The organism is Magnetovibrio sp. (genome assembly GCF_036568125.1).
GTDB lineage: Bacteria > Pseudomonadota > Alphaproteobacteria > Rhodospirillales > Magnetovibrionaceae > Magnetovibrio.
In genome coordinates, this window is record NZ_DATCTF010000006.1 from 42,989 (window position 1) to 62,802 (window position 19,814).

Sequence of the window (19,814 nt, forward strand, 5' to 3'; positions counted from 1 at the left end):
GTAGTGTGGCATGAAATCCATTAACAACATGTTTGCGGCTTACGAGCTGCGGGAACTGGCGGCTTTTACGCCGAAAAACCGCCAAGAGTACCTGGATATCAACCAAACGGCCTACAATCTCAAACTCAACACCCGTGTTCCCACCACCGTACATATCGAACCCACCAACAAATGCAACCAGACCTGCGTCATGTGCGTGCATCCCGACATGCAGCGCCCGGTGACGTTTATCGATGACGACATCGCGCTGAAGGCCATCGACCAGTGCGCCGAATTCGGCGTATATGCGGTGCACTTTTTCTTTTTCGGCGAGCCGTTCCTCAACCGCAAAACGGTCGACTATATCCGCATCGCCAAGCAAAAGGGCATCCCGCTGGTGTCCGTCACCACCAACTTCACGTCCATCAAGGACGCCGAGATTGAGCGATTGGTGGTCGATGGGTTGGACTCGATCCACATTTCATTCGAAGGACTGAGCCGCGAAAAGTACGAAGCCATTCGCGGCACCGACAGTTACGAAAGGGTCCTGCGCAACATCGAGCGTCTGTATCACTACAAAGCCAAGCACAAATCGGAAAAGCCCTGGGTGTCGTTGACCTATGTGCGCACCGAAGAAACGGATGAGCAGATCGAAACCTTTCAAAGTACCTGGAAGGACAAGGTCAATTCCATCCACATCAGCCCACAGTTCGATTATCTCGGCCGCGCGCCCATCCGCGAAACGCAAGGCGATCCCAACAGTGAAAGCATTCTCGATCGCAGTTCCGACGATCGCTTGGCATGCCGACAGTTGTGGTTGCGCTTGGTGGTGTTGAGCAACGGCGAACTGGTGCCGTGCAGCCAAAACATCGACGGCGAATTGTCGTTGGGCAACATTCGCGACATGACCATCGCCGAAGCCTGGCAAGGCGACAAGATGTTGGACCTGCGCGCGCAGCACATCACCAACCGCATCCCCAGCGATTGCGTGTGCGACAAATGCATCGATTGGGATTGGAGCGGCCGGGTCGTCGACCGTCCCAAGCTCAAGGATGACGACGCATGACGTTGGTCGCTGAATTCGATCCCAAAATGCTCAAGACCTTGGCGACTTGTCCGGTGTGCGATCACGATGGCGATGCGTCGGAACGCATCGCAGAAGATTTTATCGAATTGCTGGGCGGACGGTTGTATTTCAGCGTCGATCTGTGTCCCCACTGCGGCATCATCTATAGCCGCACCCGCAGTCGCGAGGACCGCCTGTACACCGCCGTCGCCGATATCGAAAAGAATCACGGACACCAGCGCCCAGGTCTGTCGCCGCTTTCGAGCGATGTGTGGAACCTGGAAACGAAAACCATGCAGGTTGCGGAAATCATCGCGGCTATGCCTCGTCCTGGCTCTGCGGCTGATCCGGTTAAGTATCTTGAGGTCGGGGCCTCCGACGGCATGCTTTTTCGCATGGTTCATCAGCGCATGAGCGAGCAGGGGCGGACCCTCAACGCGACGCTGGTGGAAAGCACCGGTGCGGCGGAACCATGCGGCGAAATCGACGGCTGCACGGTGTGCTCGCAGTCATTTCTAGAAACCTTCGATACTCCGCAAATCGGGTACGACATCGCGGTGCTGTCGCATTGCTTGGAACATTTCGACAATCCGCGAGAGGTGATCGCCAAGGCGCATGCGTTGTTGGCGCCGGGGGGTATATTGTATGTCGAGGTGCCCGATGGGATGCGTTACGATCGCTGCATCTCCACCCCATTGGGCTATTACCACGTCACCAATTTCAACCTCATCAATCTGGCGTGGATGATTGGCGATTTGGGCTTTCGCTGTCGCGATGAAGTCGAGCGACACCATTATCCGGGCATTCGCGTGATTGCCGCCAAGGCGTCTACACCTGATCGCACCCCGATATCCCACCCGATATCGCCGAGCGCCGTGCAGCTCAGCCGAGATGCGTTGGCGGTTTGGGAAAAAGCGCGGGAAGATGCCTTCGCCCGTCTTAAACCGCTGAGCGGAAAGCACACCTTGGTGTACGGTGCGGGTGTGCACACCATCGCTTTGTTCAACCGCTTTCCCGATTGGCTGCAAAGCTGCGATCTGGCCGACAGCAATGCGAACCTGACGGAATTTCTTGGCCATGCGGTGCTGTCGCCGGATCAGTTGGACTTTGCAGCCTACGATACCGTGGTTGTGTCGTCCTATGCCTATCAGGATGCGATCGCACGTCAACTGGAGGCGGCGGGGTGCCCGCGTGACAAGATCGTCACCTTGTACGACGACATTTTTGCTTATGTGATGTAATTGACGTTGCCGGGTTCAAGCCGGCAATTGATTTTGCCGTCCGGCTTGAATGCGCTCAGCGATGATCTCGGCAATACGCGCCGCACCGCGCCCATCCACAGTATCTCGTGAGGTTTTCGACATGTCTTGCAGGCGGGACGGATCGTTGAGCAACTCTGCGCAGGTGCGCGCCAGTCGTGATGCATCGTCGGGTGTGACGCGCCCGAGGTTGATCCCCAGTTTCGCCTGCTCGAACACAGATGCGGATTGGGCATGGTCGTCGCTGAGGCACAAATAGATCGCGGGTAGCCCCATGGCCGCCATCTCGGCCGCCGTGACGCCGAAGGAAACAATCCCGATGTCGGATGCGGCCATCAAGCCCGCAAGGTCTTGCGGTGCGTCGTGAACGTGCACCGCATGGCGATGGCTTTCAACGATTTGGGCAAGAGCCGCCCGGTCCGTGAACAAGGGGCCCGCCACGACGTCGATATCGATCGTCTCCGTCACATCATTCAAGGCTTGCAAAGCCATACGGGTGAAGCCCGCCGGATCGCTCGCACCGCAACTGACGAGGGCGTGGGGATGCGGGTTTTGCGGAGGGATGGTTTTGTGGCTGAACGGATCGCGTAAAATCAGCCACTCCCATCCGGCTTTGATGTCCGGGCGACCGGGACGGCCATTCAGCGCCAGGGTGCGCGGCGTGGGCGGGCAGAACACCAAGTCGGCATGTTCCAGACGCGGGCCGATGTCGTCGATCAGCACGCACAGAACGCCGCTGTCGCGCCATAGATCCAAGGCGTCGCCGCTGAGATCGGTGCGGATGTCCAGCACCAAGGCGTGCGCACCCTTGTCGCGGATCAGGGCGTCAAGCCATGCGGCTTCTTCCACCCCGGACGGCGCCAGTTGATAGGGAAAGCGCGCGTCTTCGATCATCGCCACGCCCTGTTCGCCGCGCATCACGGCGAAGTGAACGGCGGTGGCGTAGCGTTCGCGCAATTGCGTCGCCAACGCCACCATGCGAGAGATGTGGCCGAGGCCGATGGCGGCGTCGCCGTCGCATCGGAAGATGACGTTGCGCGAACTCTCGTACGCTTGCTTTTGACGCACATGGCTGTTGAGGGCGCGCAAATCCGGGTCGTTGTGCAGCAAGGTGGCGACATCGTCCATGTCGATTTCGCCCGGCGCGGCCCCGGTGCGGGCGTACAAGGTGCGCAGCAACAATAAGTCTGCCGGGGTGTCGAGCCACAAGCGAACGTGATCGAAAATATGATTCTCAGGCGCGGGAATGCCGACCATTCTGCCAAGGTTGGGATTCACGTTCAGGTAGCCAAAAACGTGCTCCTGAGCCACGGGATTGTCGGCGCCTTCGTCGATGATGCGCTGGAACAAGTCGCGGGTGAAGGGTTCGAACCCGCCGTGCAAGGTCACGACATGGGGATTCCAGGTGCTGTAATCGCCTTGCTCTTTGATCAGAACCTCGATCAGGTTGTCGATGACTTGAGGGTCGAGCATCGGGCAGTCGGATGTGACGCGCACGATGTAATCCGGATTGTGCAGGTCCACGGCTTCGGCAAAACGCGACAGGACATTGTCGCGCGAGCCGCGCACGACGTCGACGCCGTGCTCATGGGCGTAATCGACCAACACATCGTCGCAACTGTCCGTGGTGGTGGCGAGAATGATTTGGTTGATCCGAGTTGATTTCTTGAGCCGGTGAAAGACATGCCAAAGCACCGGCTTGCCAGCCAGATCGAGCATGATTTTTCCCGGTAGACGCGACGAGCTCATGCGGGCTTGAATGATGGCCGCGATTTTGGGGTTATGTGTCATCGCTGTCCCCGAAATCACGTATCGATTTCAGCGGTCGCAACCCATCGTCGGGATCCGCCCGCCAGTCGCGATCGGCCATTTCGGACGGGGCGGGTTGCTTGATCCCGTCGCCATCGGCCTTGAAGCCGGTCTCGATATTCTCGATCACGGCGGCGATCTGGTCGGGTAGCCAGCAGTGTCCGGCGGAAAACTCTTCGCCTTCGCCATCCAAGTCGAGGTGGTACTCGACCACAACGGCGCCAAAGCGATGCACCGCGCGCGCGATGATGCCGGGATTGACCGAGTGGTCGGATAGTCCGGTCGGCACGCCAAAGGTGTTCCGCAGGGTTTCCAACGCCGAGAGGTTCATCTGTTCGGGCGGGGTCGGGTAGCTGGAGACACAATGCAAGAGCGTCAGCTCGACACATCCCGCGCTGTGGATTACGTCCCTGGCGTGGGCGATTTCGTTCATGGTCGCCATCCCCGTCGATAGGACGACGGGCTTGCGCGTGTTGGCGCAGGCGATCAACAGGTCGTCCCACAACAGTTCGTAGGACGCGATTTTGTAAAAATCGACATAAGGTTCCAACTCGCCGACGGCATCCAGGTAAAACGGGGTGCACGAAAACAGCATGCCGAGATCGTGCGCCTTTTGCGCCAACTTAGGGATGAAGCCGACAGGTAGTTCCCAGTCGGCGCGGGCACGATGCGCGGGGCTTTTTTTCAACACCTCGGGGGCGAACAGTTCGTTGATACGAAACAACTGAAATTTCACCGCACCGCTGCCGGTGCGGTGTGCCGCCTCGATAAAGGCGTAGCAGCGTTCGAGGTCGCGATGGTGATTGCTGGACACTTCGGCAATGAAAACCGGTGCGCCAGCGCCGGCGAACAGGCCTTGGGGTTCAGTCATCGTGGTGTTCCCGAATCATCGCCAACAGATCGGCATGGCTGGCCCATTCAGGATTGGTGTCGCTAGCGTAGGAAAAATCTTCGGCGACCGGGGTGCCGAGATTGAGCGTTTCTTGCGCGCCTTCCCAAAAGCTGATGGGGGGCTTGATGACGTAGCCGTTATCAACCTCGACGGTGTTGCGCGCGTCATCGGAGGTGATCATGATTTCGTGCAGTTTTTCACCGGGGCGGACGCCGACGATTTTGTGCGGTAAGTCGGGTGCCATGGCGTGGGCAAGATCGATGATGCGCATGGACGGGATTTTAGGCACGAACAGTTCGCCGCCGAGCATGCGGTTCAAGCAATCGGTGACGAAATCGATGCCTTGGCGCAAGGTGATCCAAAATCGCGTCATGCGCTCGTCGGTGATCGGCAGGTGATCCGCGCCTTCGTCGATGAGCTTTTGAAAAAAGGGAATAACGCTGCCGCGCGAACCCACCACGTTGCCGTACCGCACCACCGAAAAACGCGTGCCCAAAGGCCCCGCTAAGTTGTTGCCGGCGATGAAGATCTTGTCGGATGCCAGCTTGGTCGCGCCATAAAGATTGATCGGGTTGGCGGCCTTGTCGGTGGACAGGGCGATGACTTTTGAGACTTCGGCGCGCAACGCAGCTTGAACGACGTTTTCCGCGCCAATGATGTTGGTGGCGACGAACTCAAAAGGGTTGTATTCGGCTGCGGGAACTTGTTTCAGCGCGGCGGCGTGGATGACGATGTCGACCCCGCGCAATGCCATGGTCAGGCGGTCGCGGTCACGTACGTCGCCGATGAAATAGCGCATTTCGTCTCGCCCTGCGATGCCGGGGGCATTACTCATTTCGAATTGCTTGAGTTCGTCGCGGGAATAGACGATCACGCGTTTGGCGTGGCCTTCGGCTAAAATCTGGCGAACCATTTTTTGACCGAACGATCCTGTGCCGCCGGTGATGAGAACGGACTTGCCTTTAAAAATATCCATGAATTCTTCCTGGGATGTTTAAAGGGTTAGGGGGCTTCTCCTTGAAGCTGTTTAGGCTCATCCGCGGCATCGTCTTCGGGCAGGAGTTCGTTTTCCGCCAAGAAGGCTTTCAGCTGTTCGCTGAATTTATGCAGCACGTTCGATTCATATTTGATCAGGTTCTGCGCCTCTTTCAGGCCCTTGTATATGCGGTCGTTGTGCACGTGGTCGCGCACCTTGATGGCAATGTCCAAGGCGTTGGGGCAGGCGGCGATGAACTCGTTGAGGCGTTGTTCGAAGCGTGCGAGGCAGGCCTCACGTTCCGCCGGATCAAGTAGGATGTATGCGCCCTGAAGTTCGAAATAGACACGCGAAGCAGGCGTTTGCGCATCCTCTTGGGAAAGGACTTCTTTTTCCCGCAAGATGGCCGACTTGTTGTGAACGAGAATCTTCGTGTTGCCGCCGATGTTTTCAAGAACGGAGCCGTTGATAATCAGCTTGTCACCGGATTTGAAGTCGATAAGAAGAGGCACGTCTGATCCTAAAAGTATGTGTGAGGCTAATTTCGCAGGAACGCTTGCGACCAGTGTCTGATTTAAACAAACAAATTCATCACGGACCCGGGCGGGATGTCCCAGCCCTGAACCGATTTATTCATTTCTTCAACCGAACTGATCCGCGCTTCGAACGAGAGAGAGATCACGCGCAAGATGTTGCCGTAGTTGGCCTTGATGTCTTCGATTTGCGCTTCACGTTTTTGCAGTTCGATAGAGGACAACTGGGTCATGTCGGACAGTTTGGTGGCCAACGTCGCGGACAAATTCAAAGAGGTCTGCGATGCGTTTTCAAGCGTTGTCGTGGTGACGTCGTAAGCTGTATCGATGAGGCCGCTTAAGGTGTTCAAGTCATCGAGGATTTGCCGATTGCCGTTGGTTGGCGTTGTGGTGCCTGCCGGGTCGACGACCCCCTCTACAGGGCTCATGGCCTTCAGCGTTTCGTACATGTTTTTGACATCGCGAACCACATAGGGCGTCGAAATGTCGGGATGCACGGACAGCAGCAAAGCCGACGTTTCTTCGATCAGCGCGTCGCGTTTGGCGTTCAGCGCGGTGATTTCATCGGCAGTGAGGTTGGTGTTGTCATCGACGGCGGTGAACGCGGAAATGGCCTCGTAGACGTTCGTCTGCATGCTGGCCAAGCGCGTCTGGTTGGCGCGCATGTCGAAGGCGAAGCTGTCGATCAGCGCCTTGTTCTTTTCGAGTTTTCCGTAGTCACGTTCCAACGCGGCAAGGCGGCGCGGGGTGTCGTCATTGCGGATGACGGTATCGATTTCGCTGTTGATACGGCGAATGACGGTGTTTTGGATTTGGTTGAATTGCTGCTCAAAACCAAAGCGAAAGCTCGCCGCCGAGACACGCGTCAGGGTCGTCCCAATATTGGTATCGGTGGCGTTTGGTATGGGCATTCTTCCCGTTCTCCACTACGAGCACCACGTTGGCGCCCATGTCGCCCTTCTGGGCATTTCCTGTGTAACGTGAAAACTATACCATTATTGCGCAAATAGAACAAGCGAGAGGGGCGCGCGGGGCCGCGAAATGGCGGCTTACGCGTTTGTGTTCAAGGTCCCACCGCTGTTGGCGGGCAAGGGTTCTTCAGATTGGCTTTTCTGGGTCTGGTTGGGTGCGTTTTGCGGCGCGTTGTCCAAGGTGTTGTTGAGGCCTTCCAGAAGGCCCTGGGCGATGTTGCGGTTTATATCGATCAGGGTTTTGATCTGCTCGGGATTCAACTCGCTCATGCACACAATGGTGTGATTGTCGACGAATTGGCACAGCGTCAGCATGTTTTGGCGCAGATCGAACGGAACGGGATTGGTTTCCAACGTCAGTTCAGCCTGAAAAATGGTCCACAGCCGCCAGTTTAGGCGGATCGCATCGCGGAGTTCTCGCCGTGCGCCGGGTTGCGCCAAATCGTCGGCGCTTGCGACCTTCTCCAGTGCCGTGGCAATGCGCCGGGCGGCTTCGGTCAGAGCCCAAGCCTCGGAATGGCTGGGGGAACCTGCCGGAGGTACGGAAGAATAGGGCGATGTTGACATTTGTGCTCCGCTCGTTTGCTCTTAGACTTTGGCTTGCCGCATCCGGACTGGTAAATCACGATAGAGTCTACTATGGGGGGATGTCCAGGCTCAACCCCCCCTCCATTTATCGCGCAATCCTTACATGAACTTGATCAGGCTCAAATCGCGAATGCGCGCGAGGGTCTGATACGATGCTTCCAAGGCCCGCTGGTCGTCCAAAAGTTGGGTGATCGTTTCCAACGGGTCGGCATTTTCGATGTTGGCGATCTGGGTTTCGAGAAACCCCGTGTAGGTTTTGTGACTTTCCGTGGTCTGGCTGATCAGAACCTGCTGATAGCCGGACGTGATCAACAAGTCCTTGATGCTGCCGCTCAACTCGGTGCCGTAGGGGGGAGTGCCCCCGGCGGTTCCGTCGTACGCGCTTTCCAAAAGATAGATCGCTTCCGTCGCGCGCGAGGCGTTTTGATCCAGACCTCCTTCGGTTCCAAATTTGCCTTGGGCGATGATGGCCATGGCGCGAATGGCTTTTTCGAACGCGGGATCCAAACCGTTGAGGTCGAAGTTCAGGCTCCGGCTTTCGTCGACGCGGTGGGTGATCGTCAGGTCATCGCCAGCGTAATAGGTTTGCGATGAGATCGTGCCGTCGGCGTTGCTGATGACGGCGGTGCTGGCTACTGCCGGTTCCGCCGTCAGCGTTTCGCGTACGTTGATCGACGATCCGTCGGAAGCGACGGAGGTCACGGTGAAGGTTGCGTTGTTGCTGGCGGTGCCGGCAATTGTGATGCTCATCCCCGCCTTGACGTTGGAATACGTTCCGGCCGCTGCCGTGATGGTGTCGTCGCCGGTATTGACGGTAAAGGTCTGGTTGCCGGCGAAGTTCAGTGTCGGCGTGGCGGCTGTGCCTTCGTCCGTCAATTTTTTCGGTACGATGTCGACCGTGTCGCCGTTGGCGCCAACGGCGGCGACGGTATAGGTGCCATTGTTTTGTGCGGTACCGGAAATGGTGAAGGTCGACCCAACGGTGAGAGCGCTCAAGGCGTTGGTGCCAATGCTGGCGGCGCCGACCGTGATGCGGTTGGTGGCGCGATCGAACGAAAGGTCCGTAAAGTTTGCCGAAGTCAGAATCGTGTTGGCTGCCGTGACGTTGGCGGTGACTGGCGTGATGTCAATTGTGTTGGCCACGGCGCCGCCGGCTTCGGTGGTGCCCACCGCAAGGGTGTAAGGCACACCCGGTGCTTTGGATACCAAACTGATTCCATCGGCGCCGCTTGCGGTCGCCGTAACGAGAGAATTGATCGTGGCATTCGCGTTGATTTGGCTGATCAAGCTATCGCGCAAAGCCACGACGGTGCCGACGCCGGCGTCTGTTGCGGTGATCGCCGTGCCATTGATCGTCACGGTGTAGGCATCGCCGGCGACGATCGATCCGCCCAATGTCACTTTGTCGGCTTGGGCGACATTGGTTGCCGTGTTGGGGCTTATGGTGAGGACGGAGCTGGCGTTGTTGCTTTCGTTGGTCAACATACGCGTCTTGACCGTGATCCCGGTTCCGCCCCCGAGCACGCTCTCAACCGTGTATGTACCGTTGTTGCTTGTCGTGCCGGTGATTTCGATGGTCGAACCGACGGTGACGTTGGCGAATTGAGCCGTGGTGGCGGTGATGGTGCCGACACCCGTGGTCGCGGTGTTGCCGTCACCGTCTTGCTGAAATGTCAGCCAGTTGGTTTTACCGGTGGAATCACTGTTGATGGAAAAGTTTTCGATATGCGCATCGCGCGTCGTGGGGTAGCTGACAGCGGCGCCATCGAAGGTCGCTTGGAAATCGTCCAACGTGGTCAGGTTCATGTCCATCGGAATGGTGTCGGTGCGTCCACCGGCAAATACATAACGGCCCCCGACGGAGGTGTTGAGGTATGCCTGCAACGACAACAACGAGTTAAAGGCCTGCTGTTGAATATCGCGAATGTTGATCTGGGTTTTGCCCGCCTGGCTGTTGAAGGTTTTGAGCGATTTTTTAAAATCGTTGATGTTGGTCTGGATGCCGTCCATAGCGGTGGTGCTGATGTCCAGGCGAACATTCATGATTTCGTTGTTCTTCATGTAACCAGCGATGCTGTCGCGGGTGGCTTCCAGGCCTAAAAGATACTGGGCGCTCTTGGAAATGCCTTTGTAGTTCGGCGAGACTTTTTCCGACGTCACCTGGTACTGCAGATCGATGAGACGGTTCTGCGTCTTGCCCAGGTAACTCATCAATTGGTTGCTAGTCGCTAAGTTTGCAATCCGGTCAGCCATGATCAGGGTCTCCTTTCTTTACCAGTTACCGGATCACACGTTCGAGTGAATCGAACATGGCCTGGATGACGGATATGACGCGGGCAGCGGCGTTGTAGCCTTGCTCAAACAAGATCAGATTGGACATTTCCTCGTCCAGGTTGACGCCCCTGAAGGTATCGGATTTGGTTTTAAGGCTGTTGCTCAAATCCTCTTGATAGGTGCGCTGGCTGTCGTTCAATTCCGCCAACGTGGCGTTGTTGGTGAGGATGCTCGTGGACCGCGATACGAAGGTCATGCTGGTAGAAGACAGTCCGCCGGCGGCATCGAAGGTATTGGTCGTGGCGAACATTTGCGACATGCTTTTGATCAGCGTATTGTCGCCTTTGCTGAGGAAATATTCACCGGACGCCCCCTTGTTCGCATCCCATTGAATGGCGCCGCGGGTGACCAGACTGGGTGAAGAAATAATGTCTTCGCGAACGCGGATTTGCTCGCTGACGCGCACATCGGCGCTGTGCAGGGAGGTGTCGGAAATAAACGTATTGGCGGCGGCCTGGGTCACCGTAAAGGCGTTGCCGTTTTGACTGGAAATGCGCAGGCGTTGGCCTGAGCCGTCCGGGATGATGGTGGCGGTGACGCCCGCGGCGGTGGCTGCATTGATGCTGGCGGCGATGGTGGTCAGGCTGTCGCCGTTGTTGACGGTGACGTTGGTAGACGTGGTGCCGTTATAGATGGTCAAGGTCGCGGCGGTCGATGCGTAGCTGGTTGACATCACCCCGGTTTCCCAGATGTTGTCGACCACATCATCGACGAACAAATCGTTGAGGCCGAAGAAATTTGAAAAGCCGCTGACCGTTTCGTCGGCCGTGCCGTCACCGTTGGCGTCGAACTGGATGGTAGCGTTGGCCGCCGTGCTACCGACCGGAGCAGGCACGGTGCCGGCGGTGTTGACCTCATCGCGCAAGGCGATGTTGTAGGTCGTCGAATTGAGGTTAATGTTGAGTTTTCCGGTGGTGCTGCTGACCGCAACGGTGGCGTTGGCGGTGCCATTTTGACGCAGCCAATCTTGCATGGTCGCAGCGACCTCGGCGATATTCCACGGACCGTTCGCGGCCGATGCGCCGGAACCGTAAGACGCAGAAGCCATGATTGCTTGAACCGTGGTGGTGGTGTGCTGATTTCCGGTGGAATCGAACAGCGTGATGCGCGTGTCGGAATTGTTGCCCATGGTGATGGTTTGCTCACCGGCGATGGGCACGGTTTTGGCCGTACCGGTGTTGATGAATGCGCGCGTGCCGCTCATCGTCGCGGAGCCGGGAAAGCCGGAACCTTGGTTGTGGATCAGGTTTACGGCGTCGCGCAGTTCCGCGGCGAATTCGTCGAGTTGACTTTGCAGATCGGCCAAAGTGCCGTCGCGCAGATCGATCAAGCCTTTGAGTTTGCCGTCGCGCACTTCGTCGGTGATGTCGTTCGCAGCGGTTTCGATACCGATGTAGATACCGTTGAAATCACCTTCGGCATGGGTGGTGGTCGATGCTGCGGTGCTTGCCGGTAAGTGCGAGATGGTCGGCGAGGAGTTGTCGACCAAGGTGCGTCCGGCGCGGGTGAACACCACCACGTCGCCGTCGCCGCGATAGAAATAAGAAATGTCGATATAGCCGGCCAGCTCATCCAGCTTGGCATCACGCTTGTCGCGCAGGTCTGTGACATCCGCGCTTGTGGATGAGTTCTGGATAATCTTGTTGTTGATGTCGGAAAGTTCGCTGGCCAGGGTATTGATGGTACTGGTCACAGCCGCAATTTCGGTATCGGCCTGAACGCGCAGTTCCTGCACGGTGGAGCTCATCTGGGTCAGCTTGTTTGCGACCTCTTTGGCTTGGCGGACGAATTCGCCTTGTTCCAAAGACTGATCCGGAGCCAGGGTCAGGGCTTCCATGGATTTGCCGAATTCGGTCATGATGTGCGCGATGGAGGTGTTGTCCCCCGGTGCGCCGAACAAATCCTGCAAGCGGCTGAAATAACTGGATTGAGCGTCGTGTTGGTTGAAAGCGCTCAGCTCAAGACGCAGGCTTTTGAGCAAGCCTTCGTCGACAGCGCGTGTCACTTGGGAAAGCTGCACGCCCGCGCCGGTTCCGGCGACGACGCGCTGTTCCATATTCACGATCTTGCGCGAATAATCGGGCGAGTTCACGTTGGCAACGTTCTGTGCCACCGCGTCCAAAGCGCTTTGGTTGACGAGCAAGCCGCTCTGCGCGGTTCTCAAGGCTAGGGTCAAACTACCGGACATGAGTGCTTCCTTTCTGGGTGCGTGTCCTTGAAGGCTTCTTTAAGCCTTAGAGTGTTTCGTCCAAGGCCAGGGATGTGGCCTGTTTGTGCGCAATCGATGCTTGCGTGCCGACATCACCTTTAGCGGAATATGCGCCGGTTCCGGGCGTGGCGTGTTTCGCGGAATCCGCCACGCAAGCCATGAAACGGCGGCTGACTTCCAGCGCCACTTTCAGCATTTTTTCATTTTCTTCGATTAACACCGCGACCCGTGCGCCGACGTCTTTCAGACGTTCCAGATTGGCGTGATCGACCTCATCGTACTGGGCCTGCTCGTGTTCGAGTTCCTGCTTCATGCCGAACACACGAATTTCATAGGCCCGGCTGAGGGTCGTTTTGCGTTCCAGCAAATTCTGCACGACATCCAACCGGTTGCTGCGCAAGGCGGCGTTTTCCTGTTCCAACAAATCCGCAAGGCCGTTGGTGATGAACAACAGATCATCAATGCGTTTTCCTGCGTCCATGTCACTGTACCTCCTGCAATTTGAGCATTTCCGACATCACCGCGTCGGCGATGCCGATGCCGCCGTTTTTGGCGATGGATTTGCCGTATTCATCGACCATCAAGGACCGCCACATGCCTTCCGCCTGGCCGCCGCCGAAAGGACCGTCGGTTTCGATGCCTTCGAACATTGGCTTGAGCATCTGCGACAGGAACACGGCTTCGAAGTCTTGCGCGGTTTCGCGGATCTTGTTGAGGTCCGCCGTCTTGGAAAATTTGGGCAGGGCCGGGCCCTGGGCCATGGCGGTCTCGATGTCCATTTGCATGACGTTGGTCATCACATCACCTCGATTTCAGCTTGCAGTGCGCCGGCGGCTTTGACGGCTTGCAAGATGGTGATCATGTCCCGCGGGCCGATGCCCAATGCGTTGAGACTGTTGACGAACTCTTGCAACGACACGCCGTCTTGGACCACCGCCAAACGGCTGTTGCCGCCTTGGTCGACCTGCACGTCGGTGCGCGCAACCGTGGTGGTGGTGCCGGTCTGCGAAAACGGTCCGGGTTGCGAGACCTGCGGCGTTTCGGTGATGCGGATGGTCAAGTTGCCCTGGGCAATCGCCACCGTCGACAGACGCACGTTTTCGCCCATGACGATGACGCCCGATTGCTCGTCGATGATGATGCGGGCGATTTGATCGGGTTCGATGCGCAGTTGCTCGACGTCGGTGATGAGGTTGACGACGTTGTTTTGGTAAGCGTCGGGCACGTTCATTTGCACCGTGCTGGGGTCGGTGGCGCTGGCTGCGGTGGTGCCGAGAAATGCGTTGACCGCTTGGGCGATGCGCCGCGCGGTGGTGAAGTCGGGGTTGCGCAGGCTCAGCTTGACGCTGTTCATACGATCCATGTCGAAACCGATTTCGCGTTCGACGATGGCGCCGTTGGCGATGCGCGCCGATGTCGGCACGCCCTTGGTGACGGTTTCGCCCGCACCACCGGCGGAGAAGCCGCCGACCGCGACTTGGCCTTGCGACACGGCGTAAACTTCACCGTCTGCGCCCAGCAGCGGGGTTACCAGAAGCGTGCCGCCGAGCAGGTTCTTCGCGTCGCCCAGTGCGCTGACTGTGACGTCGACGCGTGAGCCCTTGGATGAAAAGGCCGGCAGCGACGCGGTGACCATGACCGCGGCGACGTTTTTGGAATCCAGACCCGCTTCGGTCGGCTTGACGCCCAGGCGATTGAGCATGGCGAGCAGGCTTTGTTTGGTGAAGTGGCCGTTTTTCAGCGTGTCACCGGTGCCGTTGAGACCGACCACCAACCCGTAACCGACCAGCATGTTGTCGCGCACGCCTTCGAAATCGACCACGTCCTTGATCCGCGATGCGGCGTTGGCGGGGCTGGCCCAGGCCACCAGCATCAGCAAAACCAGACTGAACAGACCCGCGCCGAAGGCTTGCGCAAACATCAAGCGCGTTTTCACGGCGGCTGGCGTCTGGTCGTCATTCAGCGCCGATACGGGCAGCGTTCTGAAATCAAGTGCGCGGTTCATCGTTTCGTTTCCCGTTCAATGGCCCATTTGCGGGCTTTATGTCGTGTGCGGCGTTGGCGCCGCTTCGGGAATAGTGATGCGAATATCGTGCCACTTCTTGTGTGTTTGTAAGTGGCTGAAAATAATGATGAATGATGATTTTTGCAGGGGTAAAACAATACCCCCGCAGGGCAGAGGCTGCCGTGCAGGGGCAAAAAGTGCCGAGCGATTGAGGCGGACCAGGAAACCGGCTGCGTTAACGTTTCAGATCACGCGCCACGGTGGTCATTTCATCGGTAGTTTTAAACACCGTCGATGAAGCGTTGTAGGCAGTTTGAGTGGTCATCATTCTGGTGAACTCTTCGGCGATGTCGACGTTCGACAGTTCCCGCGCATTGGGGGTGAATACTGCATAACCATTTGAATCAGCTGACGTAATCGTTACATTTCCGGATTCCGGGCTGACCGCATAGACATTGCCATTTCTAGGGTCGAGGCCGTCAGGATTGGCAAACACGCCCAGCGACAATTTGTAAATGCTGCGATAGGTGTCGTCTTCGAACACGCCAATGACGTTGCCGTTGGTGTCAAAGCTGAACGAGCGCATATTCGCCGAAGCATAACCGTTTTTGGAATACGACGCATTGAGGTCGTCGCCCGCGCTGGAGTATTGCGTCATCGGCGAGATGTCGATCGCGATGCTTGCCGTCGAACCGCTCGAAAACGACAGCGCCAAATTCAGCGTGGTCGGCGTGGACAGTTGGCCGTTTGCGTTGAACGTCATTGCCGTTGCCGCGCTGGTTTGGGTGCTGCCCGCGTTGGCTGTGGTGGTAACCGCGCTGGCGGTGTTGTCGGCCACGGCGGTGAAATTCGGCGTGACGTTTGTCGCGGATATGGTGTTGGCGGGCGCTCCGCCGGCATCGGTTGTCGCGGTGCTCAGGGTGATGGGCGTGCCCGCCGTATCCGCCGTGATCACCAATTGATCGGCGCCGCTGGGGGTGGCGGTGACCAATGCGCTGGCTGTGGGGTCGGCGTTGATCTGCGCGATCAAGTCGTTGCGCAACGTGGTCAGGGTCGAGGCAGCCCCGGCGGTCGCGGTGAACGCGGTGCCGTTGATCGTGACGCTATAGGTGTCGCCCGCAACCACCCCGCCTGCCAGGGTTATGTTATCCACTTGGGCAACGCTGGCCGGACCTTGGGTGGCAGTGGCCGAGGTGGTGATCGTGGTTCCTGCGGTGTCGGAGGTAATCAGCAACGCGCCGGTGGCCCCCGCGCTGGCGGTTACGGCGCCGTTGATGGAGGTGTCGGCGTTGATGCTGGTGACCAGCGCGTCGCGGATGACATCGATGTTCGCCTCTGTGCCAAGCGTGGTGTAGGTCTTGGTCACGCCGTTGACGGTGACGCTGTAAACGTCGCCAACTTCGCCGACCGATCCCCCAAGGGTTACCGTATCCACCTGTGCGACGGGCGCTTGCGAGGTGGTGCTGGTGACACTCCACGTATTGATGCCGGTTTTGGTGAAGTTGAGCTGTGCCGTTTGCCTCGCGCCCAGGCTGTCGGTGAGACTGACGTCGAATTGGCGAACCTTGCCGATGGCATCGTTGGCGGGAAGGTTCAGGCCAAGCGTTGCCGTGGTGGTCGGCTCGAACTGGCCGATGAAAGCATACTGATCGACGCGCAGACTTTGGGGCGTGGCGGAGGTTGACACGGTTCCGTTTGTGTAGGGCCAGCCCTGAACGAAATAACCATTCTTATCAACAAGATAGCCGTCTTTTGTGGTGACTGAGGTGCCGCCGATTCCAGTCACGGAAACGTCGTTCACGGTAGCGATTTCGAGACTGCCGTCGCGGGTAAACAATTGCTGACCGCTGCCATCCTGTTTGGTGTTGAGGACGAAGAAGCCTTTACCCGCGATGGCGACATCGGTGGCGGACTCGCTGGACACGATGTTGCCTTGCTGAGTGATGGTCGATTTGTCGCTGGGGCGCACGCCGCCAATGTCGGACAAGGTTTGCACAGTGTGGCTGAGCACGGTCGAAAACGATGTGTCGATCCGTTTATAGCCGCCGGTGTTCACATTGGCGACATTGGTGCCAATGTTATGCAGGGCGGCGGTTTGGCTCATCATGCCGAGCACGGATGTGGAAAAGGCGCCATAAATCGCCATCGGGCTTCTCCGTCTTGACGGTGTACTCACGTGACAGTGGTGTCGCGCACAAAAATCTACAGATCACGTAGCAAGAAGGATGCCAGCGGAACCTTGAGTCTAATCACTTGTTTTTAAATAAAAAGTAACTGGCGCGATGGGCAAGGTTTGCCCCAGTTCACAGCGGTGGAGGTGCAGGTGAGCAAAACTTGCCGGGCCCGGTTAAGGGATGGCGAAGGCGAACACTTGCTTGGGGTCGGCCCACACGCTGACAGCGGCGCCTTCTTCGGGCTTCATCACGCCGGGCACGCGCACATGCAAACGCACTTCATCAGTGGCGCTTCGAGGGGTGCGCGGCACGAGAATGTGCAGGTGGCTGGAACGCCCCAGGAGGTAGGCTTCTTCGATGCGTCCGGTGGTCGAACAGCACCCTTCGGGCGCTTCGTGGTTTGCCCCCATGGTCACGCGAATGCCTTCCATACGCACCAGCACTTGGGCGTGTTGGCCGTCGGGGATCGAAGGGATCGGGAAGGGGCCGAACGGGGTTTGCAATTGACCCTTATCGACAACGCCTTCGAAGTGATTCATCGGCCCAAACAGCTCCGCGACGAAGGCGTCGTTGGGATGGAAGTAGATCTGCACCGGGGTGCCCGCCTGAACCACTTTGCCGCTTTTCATGACCACGATGTGATCGGCCATGAACATGGCCTCTTCGGGGTCGTGCGTGACCATCAACACAGCCACGCCGCATTCCTTGAGGAAATTGAGCGTGTCTTCGCGAACCTGAGCGCGACGCGTCACGTCGAGACCGGAAAACGGTTCATCCAACAGCAACACTTGCGGTTCCGGTGCGAGTGCACGCAGCAACGCCACACGCTGCTGTTGACCGCCGGAAAGCACATGGGGATAGCTGTTGCGATGCTTGGCCACACCCATGCGTTCCAGTCCCGCTTCGATCCATTGCCGACGCTCAGACGTCAAATCTTTGATGCCGAAAGCGATGTTTTCGTACACGCTCAAGTGTGGAAACAGCGCGTAATCTTGAAACATCAGTCCGATGCCGCGTTGTTCCGGGGGCAGGCACATGCCGTCATGTCCGTTGGCGACCATTTTGCCTTGCAAGTAGACGCGACCGTTTTGCACCGTTTCCAATCCGGCGGCGAGGCGTAGCAAGGTGGTTTTGCCGCAGCCGCTGGGGCCCAGCAGGCACGTCAGTTTGCCCGCTTCGGCGACCAGGGACACGTCCTTGAGGACTTCCGCCGCGCCGAACGCATGGCGGATGCGTTCCATCACAAGACCCGAGGTCATGGCGCGGCCTCCTCAAGATCAAGCAACGTGGGCTCGGCGACTTGTGCAGCCTGACCGGTGCGCGAACGCGCGATGGTGAGGCTCAGCAAAATAACCGGAATGATTCCCGCGCCGACGATGGTCAACGCCGCCAGCGAGGCTTCGGGCAGCAATTCATCCGACGCGTATTGATGCACGAAGGTCGCCAACGTCTCAAAATCGAACGGACGCAGGATCACCGTCATAGGAAGTTCCTTCATGCAATCAACAAACACCAGCAACGCCGCGGTCATGATCGAACCTTGCATCATCGGCAGATGAACGCGGCGAAGCGTCGCCATCGGGCCGGCGCCCAAGGTGCGCGCCGCACCGTCCATGTTGGCGGTGATTTTACCGAGGCCCGCCTCGGCAGACCCGAACGACAACGACAAAAAACGCACCACATAGCCGAACGTCACGGCGAGCACAGTGCCGGAAAAGATCAGCCCCGTCGAGACGTCAAATGTACGTCGCGTCCAGCCGTCGATGGTGTTGTCGAGCCAGCCCAGATACATCAAAATGCCGATCGCCAGCACCGCGCCGGGCACCGCGTAGCCCAGCGCCGCCAAGCGCGTTACGCCGCGTACCCACGATGCTTGGCCGAGGCGCAGGCTGTAGGCGAGAAACACACCCAGCACGATGGCCATGATGGCGGCCAAACCCGACAGCAGCAGTGAATGGCCGGTAAAGGTCCAAAAGTCGGCATCCAGGGTGTCTTGATAAAAGTCCATGGCGTAGCTGCCCAACACCCAGGCGGGCACGGCAAAACCCAGCGTCACCGGGATGGCACAAGCCATAAAGGCCAGCGTCGCCACCGGGGCGGATAGGCGAAAACCGGGCAGGGCGCGCACATGGGTGGAGGTGTGGTGAAATTTCTGTTTGCGCCGGCCGTAGCGTTCCAGGCCGACCAAGACGATCACGAACATCAACAGCATGCTTGCCAGTTGCGCCGCGCCGGACGGGCTGTTCATATTCAGCCAAACGTCGAAAATACCGGCGGTGAAGGTCGCGACGGCGAAGAAATCGACGGTGCCGAAATCGTTCAAGGTTTCCATCATCACCAAGCTGACGCCCACCGCGATGGACGGCCGCGCAAGCGGCAGGGCGACTTTGAAAAAGCTCGTCCACGGGCCTTTGCCGAGCGTGCGGCTGGCTTCCAGAACGCACACGCTCTGTTCTAGAAATGCTGCACGCGCCAAAAGATAGACGTATGGATACAGCACCAACGTCATCATGGTGATGGCGCCGCCCAGCGAGCGGATTTCCGGAAAGACGTAGTCGTGGCGGGTTTGAAAACCGAATGCGTCGCGGATCATGCCCTGAATGGGGCCGGAGTATTCCAACAAGTCGGTATAGACGTATGCGATCACGTAGGCTGGCACGGCCATGGGAATCAGCAGCGCCCACTCGAAAATGCGCCGCCCCGGAAACCGGCACATGGTGACGATCCACGCGGTGCCGGTACCAATGACGAAGGTGCCCACTCCCACGCCAACCATTAACAACACGGTGTTGAACACCAGTCGGCCCAAGACGGTTTCGACCAGGTGGCTCCACATATCGCCCGACGGGGTGAGCGCCAAGCCGATCACCCACAAGATCGGCATCGCCACGGCGATCGCGACCGCAAGCGTGCCAAAAGCCCAGACATCAATTCTGGGCAGTTTGAAGCGAGAGGAAGCGCTTTGGGGACCAGGTGACGCGACCGAATGGGGCATCTGTGTTCCGCTGTTGTCAATAAA

At 58.2% G+C, this 19,814-nt stretch carries 16 protein-coding genes; 2 read left to right on the forward strand and 14 right to left on the reverse strand.

From position 1 onward, the window contains the following. Window positions 1-10 precede the first annotated feature (10 nt). Together VIN96_RS02410 and VIN96_RS02415 are read left to right on the forward strand one after the other, a co-directional pair. A complete protein-coding gene (locus VIN96_RS02410) occupies window positions 11-1,045 on the forward strand; it encodes a radical SAM/SPASM domain-containing protein (protein ID WP_331893834.1) in 1,035 nt (344 codons plus the stop codon). After that, entirely contained in the window at window positions 1,042-2,286 is a 1,245-nt protein-coding gene (locus VIN96_RS02415) for a methyltransferase domain-containing protein (RefSeq protein WP_331893835.1), read from the forward strand. The genes VIN96_RS02410 and VIN96_RS02415 overlap by 4 nt, the downstream gene beginning before the upstream one ends. Window positions 2,287-2,301: 15 nt before the next feature. On the opposite strand, the gene VIN96_RS02420 is transcribed toward VIN96_RS02415, so the two are convergent. The 14 genes from VIN96_RS02420 to VIN96_RS02485 form a co-directional block, all read right to left on the reverse strand. Then, on the reverse strand, window positions 2,302-4,095 hold the full coding sequence (locus tag VIN96_RS02420; RefSeq protein WP_331893836.1) for a cytidylyltransferase domain-containing protein: 1,794 nt from the start codon (window positions 4,093-4,095) through the stop codon (window positions 2,302-2,304). Further along, window positions 4,085-4,984, reverse strand: a complete 900-nt coding sequence (locus VIN96_RS02425) for an N-acetylneuraminate synthase family protein (protein WP_331893837.1) — start codon at window positions 4,982-4,984, stop codon at window positions 4,085-4,087. The genes VIN96_RS02420 and VIN96_RS02425 overlap by 11 nt, the downstream gene beginning before the upstream one ends. Further along, window positions 4,977-5,981: a UDP-N-acetylglucosamine 4,6-dehydratase (inverting) gene (gene pseB / locus VIN96_RS02430; RefSeq protein WP_331893838.1), complete on the reverse strand. Its 1,005-nt coding sequence runs from the start codon at window positions 5,979-5,981 to the stop codon at window positions 4,977-4,979. Before pseB ends, VIN96_RS02425 begins: the two co-directional genes overlap by 8 nt. Window positions 5,982-6,007: 26 nt before the next feature. Then, window positions 6,008-6,493 carry a flagellar biosynthesis repressor FlbT gene (locus tag VIN96_RS02435; RefSeq protein ID WP_331893839.1) on the reverse strand — a complete coding sequence of 162 codons (486 nt, stop codon included), beginning with the start codon at window positions 6,491-6,493 and terminating at the stop codon, window positions 6,008-6,010. 62 nt (window positions 6,494-6,555) lie between these two features. Continuing rightward, window positions 6,556-7,425, reverse strand: coding sequence for a hypothetical protein (locus VIN96_RS02440; protein WP_331893840.1), 870 nt, complete (start codon window positions 7,423-7,425; stop codon window positions 6,556-6,558). Window positions 7,426-7,563: 138 nt separating this feature from the next. Beyond that, the gene (locus VIN96_RS02445; RefSeq protein ID WP_331893841.1) at window positions 7,564-8,052 is read right to left on the reverse strand and encodes a flagellar biosynthesis regulator FlaF; all 489 of its coding nucleotides are present in this window, start codon (window positions 8,050-8,052) and stop codon (window positions 7,564-7,566) included. Window positions 8,053-8,172: 120 nt separating this feature from the next. Beyond that, on the reverse strand, window positions 8,173-10,326 hold the full coding sequence (locus VIN96_RS02450) for a hypothetical protein (protein WP_331893842.1): 2,154 nt from the start codon (window positions 10,324-10,326) through the stop codon (window positions 8,173-8,175). Between the two features lie 25 nt (window positions 10,327-10,351). Beyond that, a complete protein-coding gene (flgK, locus tag VIN96_RS02455; protein ID WP_331893843.1) occupies window positions 10,352-12,595 on the reverse strand; it encodes a flagellar hook-associated protein FlgK in 2,244 nt (747 codons plus the stop codon). Between the two features lie 46 nt (window positions 12,596-12,641). Continuing rightward, window positions 12,642-13,097, reverse strand: coding sequence for a hypothetical protein (locus VIN96_RS02460; protein ID WP_331893844.1), 456 nt, complete (start codon window positions 13,095-13,097; stop codon window positions 12,642-12,644). 1 nt (window position 13,098) lies between these two features. Further along, window positions 13,099-13,413, reverse strand: coding sequence for a rod-binding protein (locus VIN96_RS02465; protein WP_331893845.1), 315 nt, complete (start codon window positions 13,411-13,413; stop codon window positions 13,099-13,101). Then, window positions 13,413-14,489, reverse strand: coding sequence for a flagellar basal body P-ring protein FlgI (locus tag VIN96_RS02470; protein ID WP_331893969.1), 1,077 nt, complete (start codon window positions 14,487-14,489; stop codon window positions 13,413-13,415). The genes VIN96_RS02465 and VIN96_RS02470 overlap by 1 nt, the downstream gene beginning before the upstream one ends. Window positions 14,490-14,856: 367 nt before the next feature. Continuing rightward, window positions 14,857-16,767, reverse strand: a complete 1,911-nt coding sequence (locus tag VIN96_RS02475) for a flagellar hook-basal body complex protein (protein WP_331893846.1) — start codon at window positions 16,765-16,767, stop codon at window positions 14,857-14,859. A gap of 201 nt (window positions 16,768-16,968) precedes the next feature. Further along, complete coding sequence (locus VIN96_RS02480) at window positions 16,969-18,054, reverse strand: ABC transporter ATP-binding protein (protein ID WP_331893847.1); 1,086 nt, start codon at window positions 18,052-18,054, stop codon at window positions 16,969-16,971. Further along, window positions 18,051-19,790: an iron ABC transporter permease gene (locus VIN96_RS02485; protein ID WP_331893848.1), complete on the reverse strand. Its 1,740-nt coding sequence runs from the start codon at window positions 19,788-19,790 to the stop codon at window positions 18,051-18,053. The genes VIN96_RS02480 and VIN96_RS02485 overlap by 4 nt, the downstream gene beginning before the upstream one ends. Between the last annotated feature and the right edge of the window lie 24 nt (window positions 19,791-19,814).

Excerpts from the sequence above, each read along its gene's own strand:
- VIN96_RS02410 (WP_331893834.1), top strand. The coding sequence starts at position 11 with ATGAAATCCATTAACAACATGTTTGCGGCTTACGAGCTGCGGGAACTG.
- VIN96_RS02415 (WP_331893835.1), top strand. The coding sequence starts at position 1,042 with ATGACGTTGGTCGCTGAATTCGATCCCAAAATGCTCAAGACCTTGGCG.
- VIN96_RS02420 (WP_331893836.1), bottom strand. The coding sequence starts at position 4,095 with ATGACACATAACCCCAAAATCGCGGCCATCATTCAAGCCCGCATGAGC.
- VIN96_RS02425 (WP_331893837.1), bottom strand. The coding sequence starts at position 4,984 with ATGACTGAACCCCAAGGCCTGTTCGCCGGCGCTGGCGCACCGGTTTTC.
- pseB (WP_331893838.1), bottom strand. The coding sequence starts at position 5,981 with ATGGATATTTTTAAAGGCAAGTCCGTTCTCATCACCGGCGGCACAGGA.
- VIN96_RS02440 (WP_331893840.1), bottom strand. The coding sequence starts at position 7,425 with ATGCCCATACCAAACGCCACCGATACCAATATTGGGACGACCCTGACG.
- VIN96_RS02445 (WP_331893841.1), bottom strand. The coding sequence starts at position 8,052 with ATGTCAACATCGCCCTATTCTTCCGTACCTCCGGCAGGTTCCCCCAGC.
- VIN96_RS02450 (WP_331893842.1), bottom strand. The coding sequence starts at position 10,326 with ATGGCTGACCGGATTGCAAACTTAGCGACTAGCAACCAATTGATGAGT.
- flgK (WP_331893843.1), bottom strand. The coding sequence starts at position 12,595 with ATGTCCGGTAGTTTGACCCTAGCCTTGAGAACCGCGCAGAGCGGCTTG.
- VIN96_RS02460 (WP_331893844.1), bottom strand. The coding sequence starts at position 13,097 with ATGGACGCAGGAAAACGCATTGATGATCTGTTGTTCATCACCAACGGC.
- VIN96_RS02465 (WP_331893845.1), bottom strand. The coding sequence starts at position 13,413 with ATGACCAACGTCATGCAAATGGACATCGAGACCGCCATGGCCCAGGGC.
- VIN96_RS02470 (WP_331893969.1), bottom strand. The coding sequence starts at position 14,489 with ATGCTGGTGGCCTGGGCCAGCCCCGCCAACGCCGCATCGCGGATCAAG.
- VIN96_RS02475 (WP_331893846.1), bottom strand. The coding sequence starts at position 16,767 with ATGGCGATTTATGGCGCCTTTTCCACATCCGTGCTCGGCATGATGAGC.
- VIN96_RS02480 (WP_331893847.1), bottom strand. The coding sequence starts at position 18,054 with ATGACCTCGGGTCTTGTGATGGAACGCATCCGCCATGCGTTCGGCGCG.
- VIN96_RS02485 (WP_331893848.1), bottom strand. The coding sequence starts at position 19,790 with ATGCCCCATTCGGTCGCGTCACCTGGTCCCCAAAGCGCTTCCTCTCGC.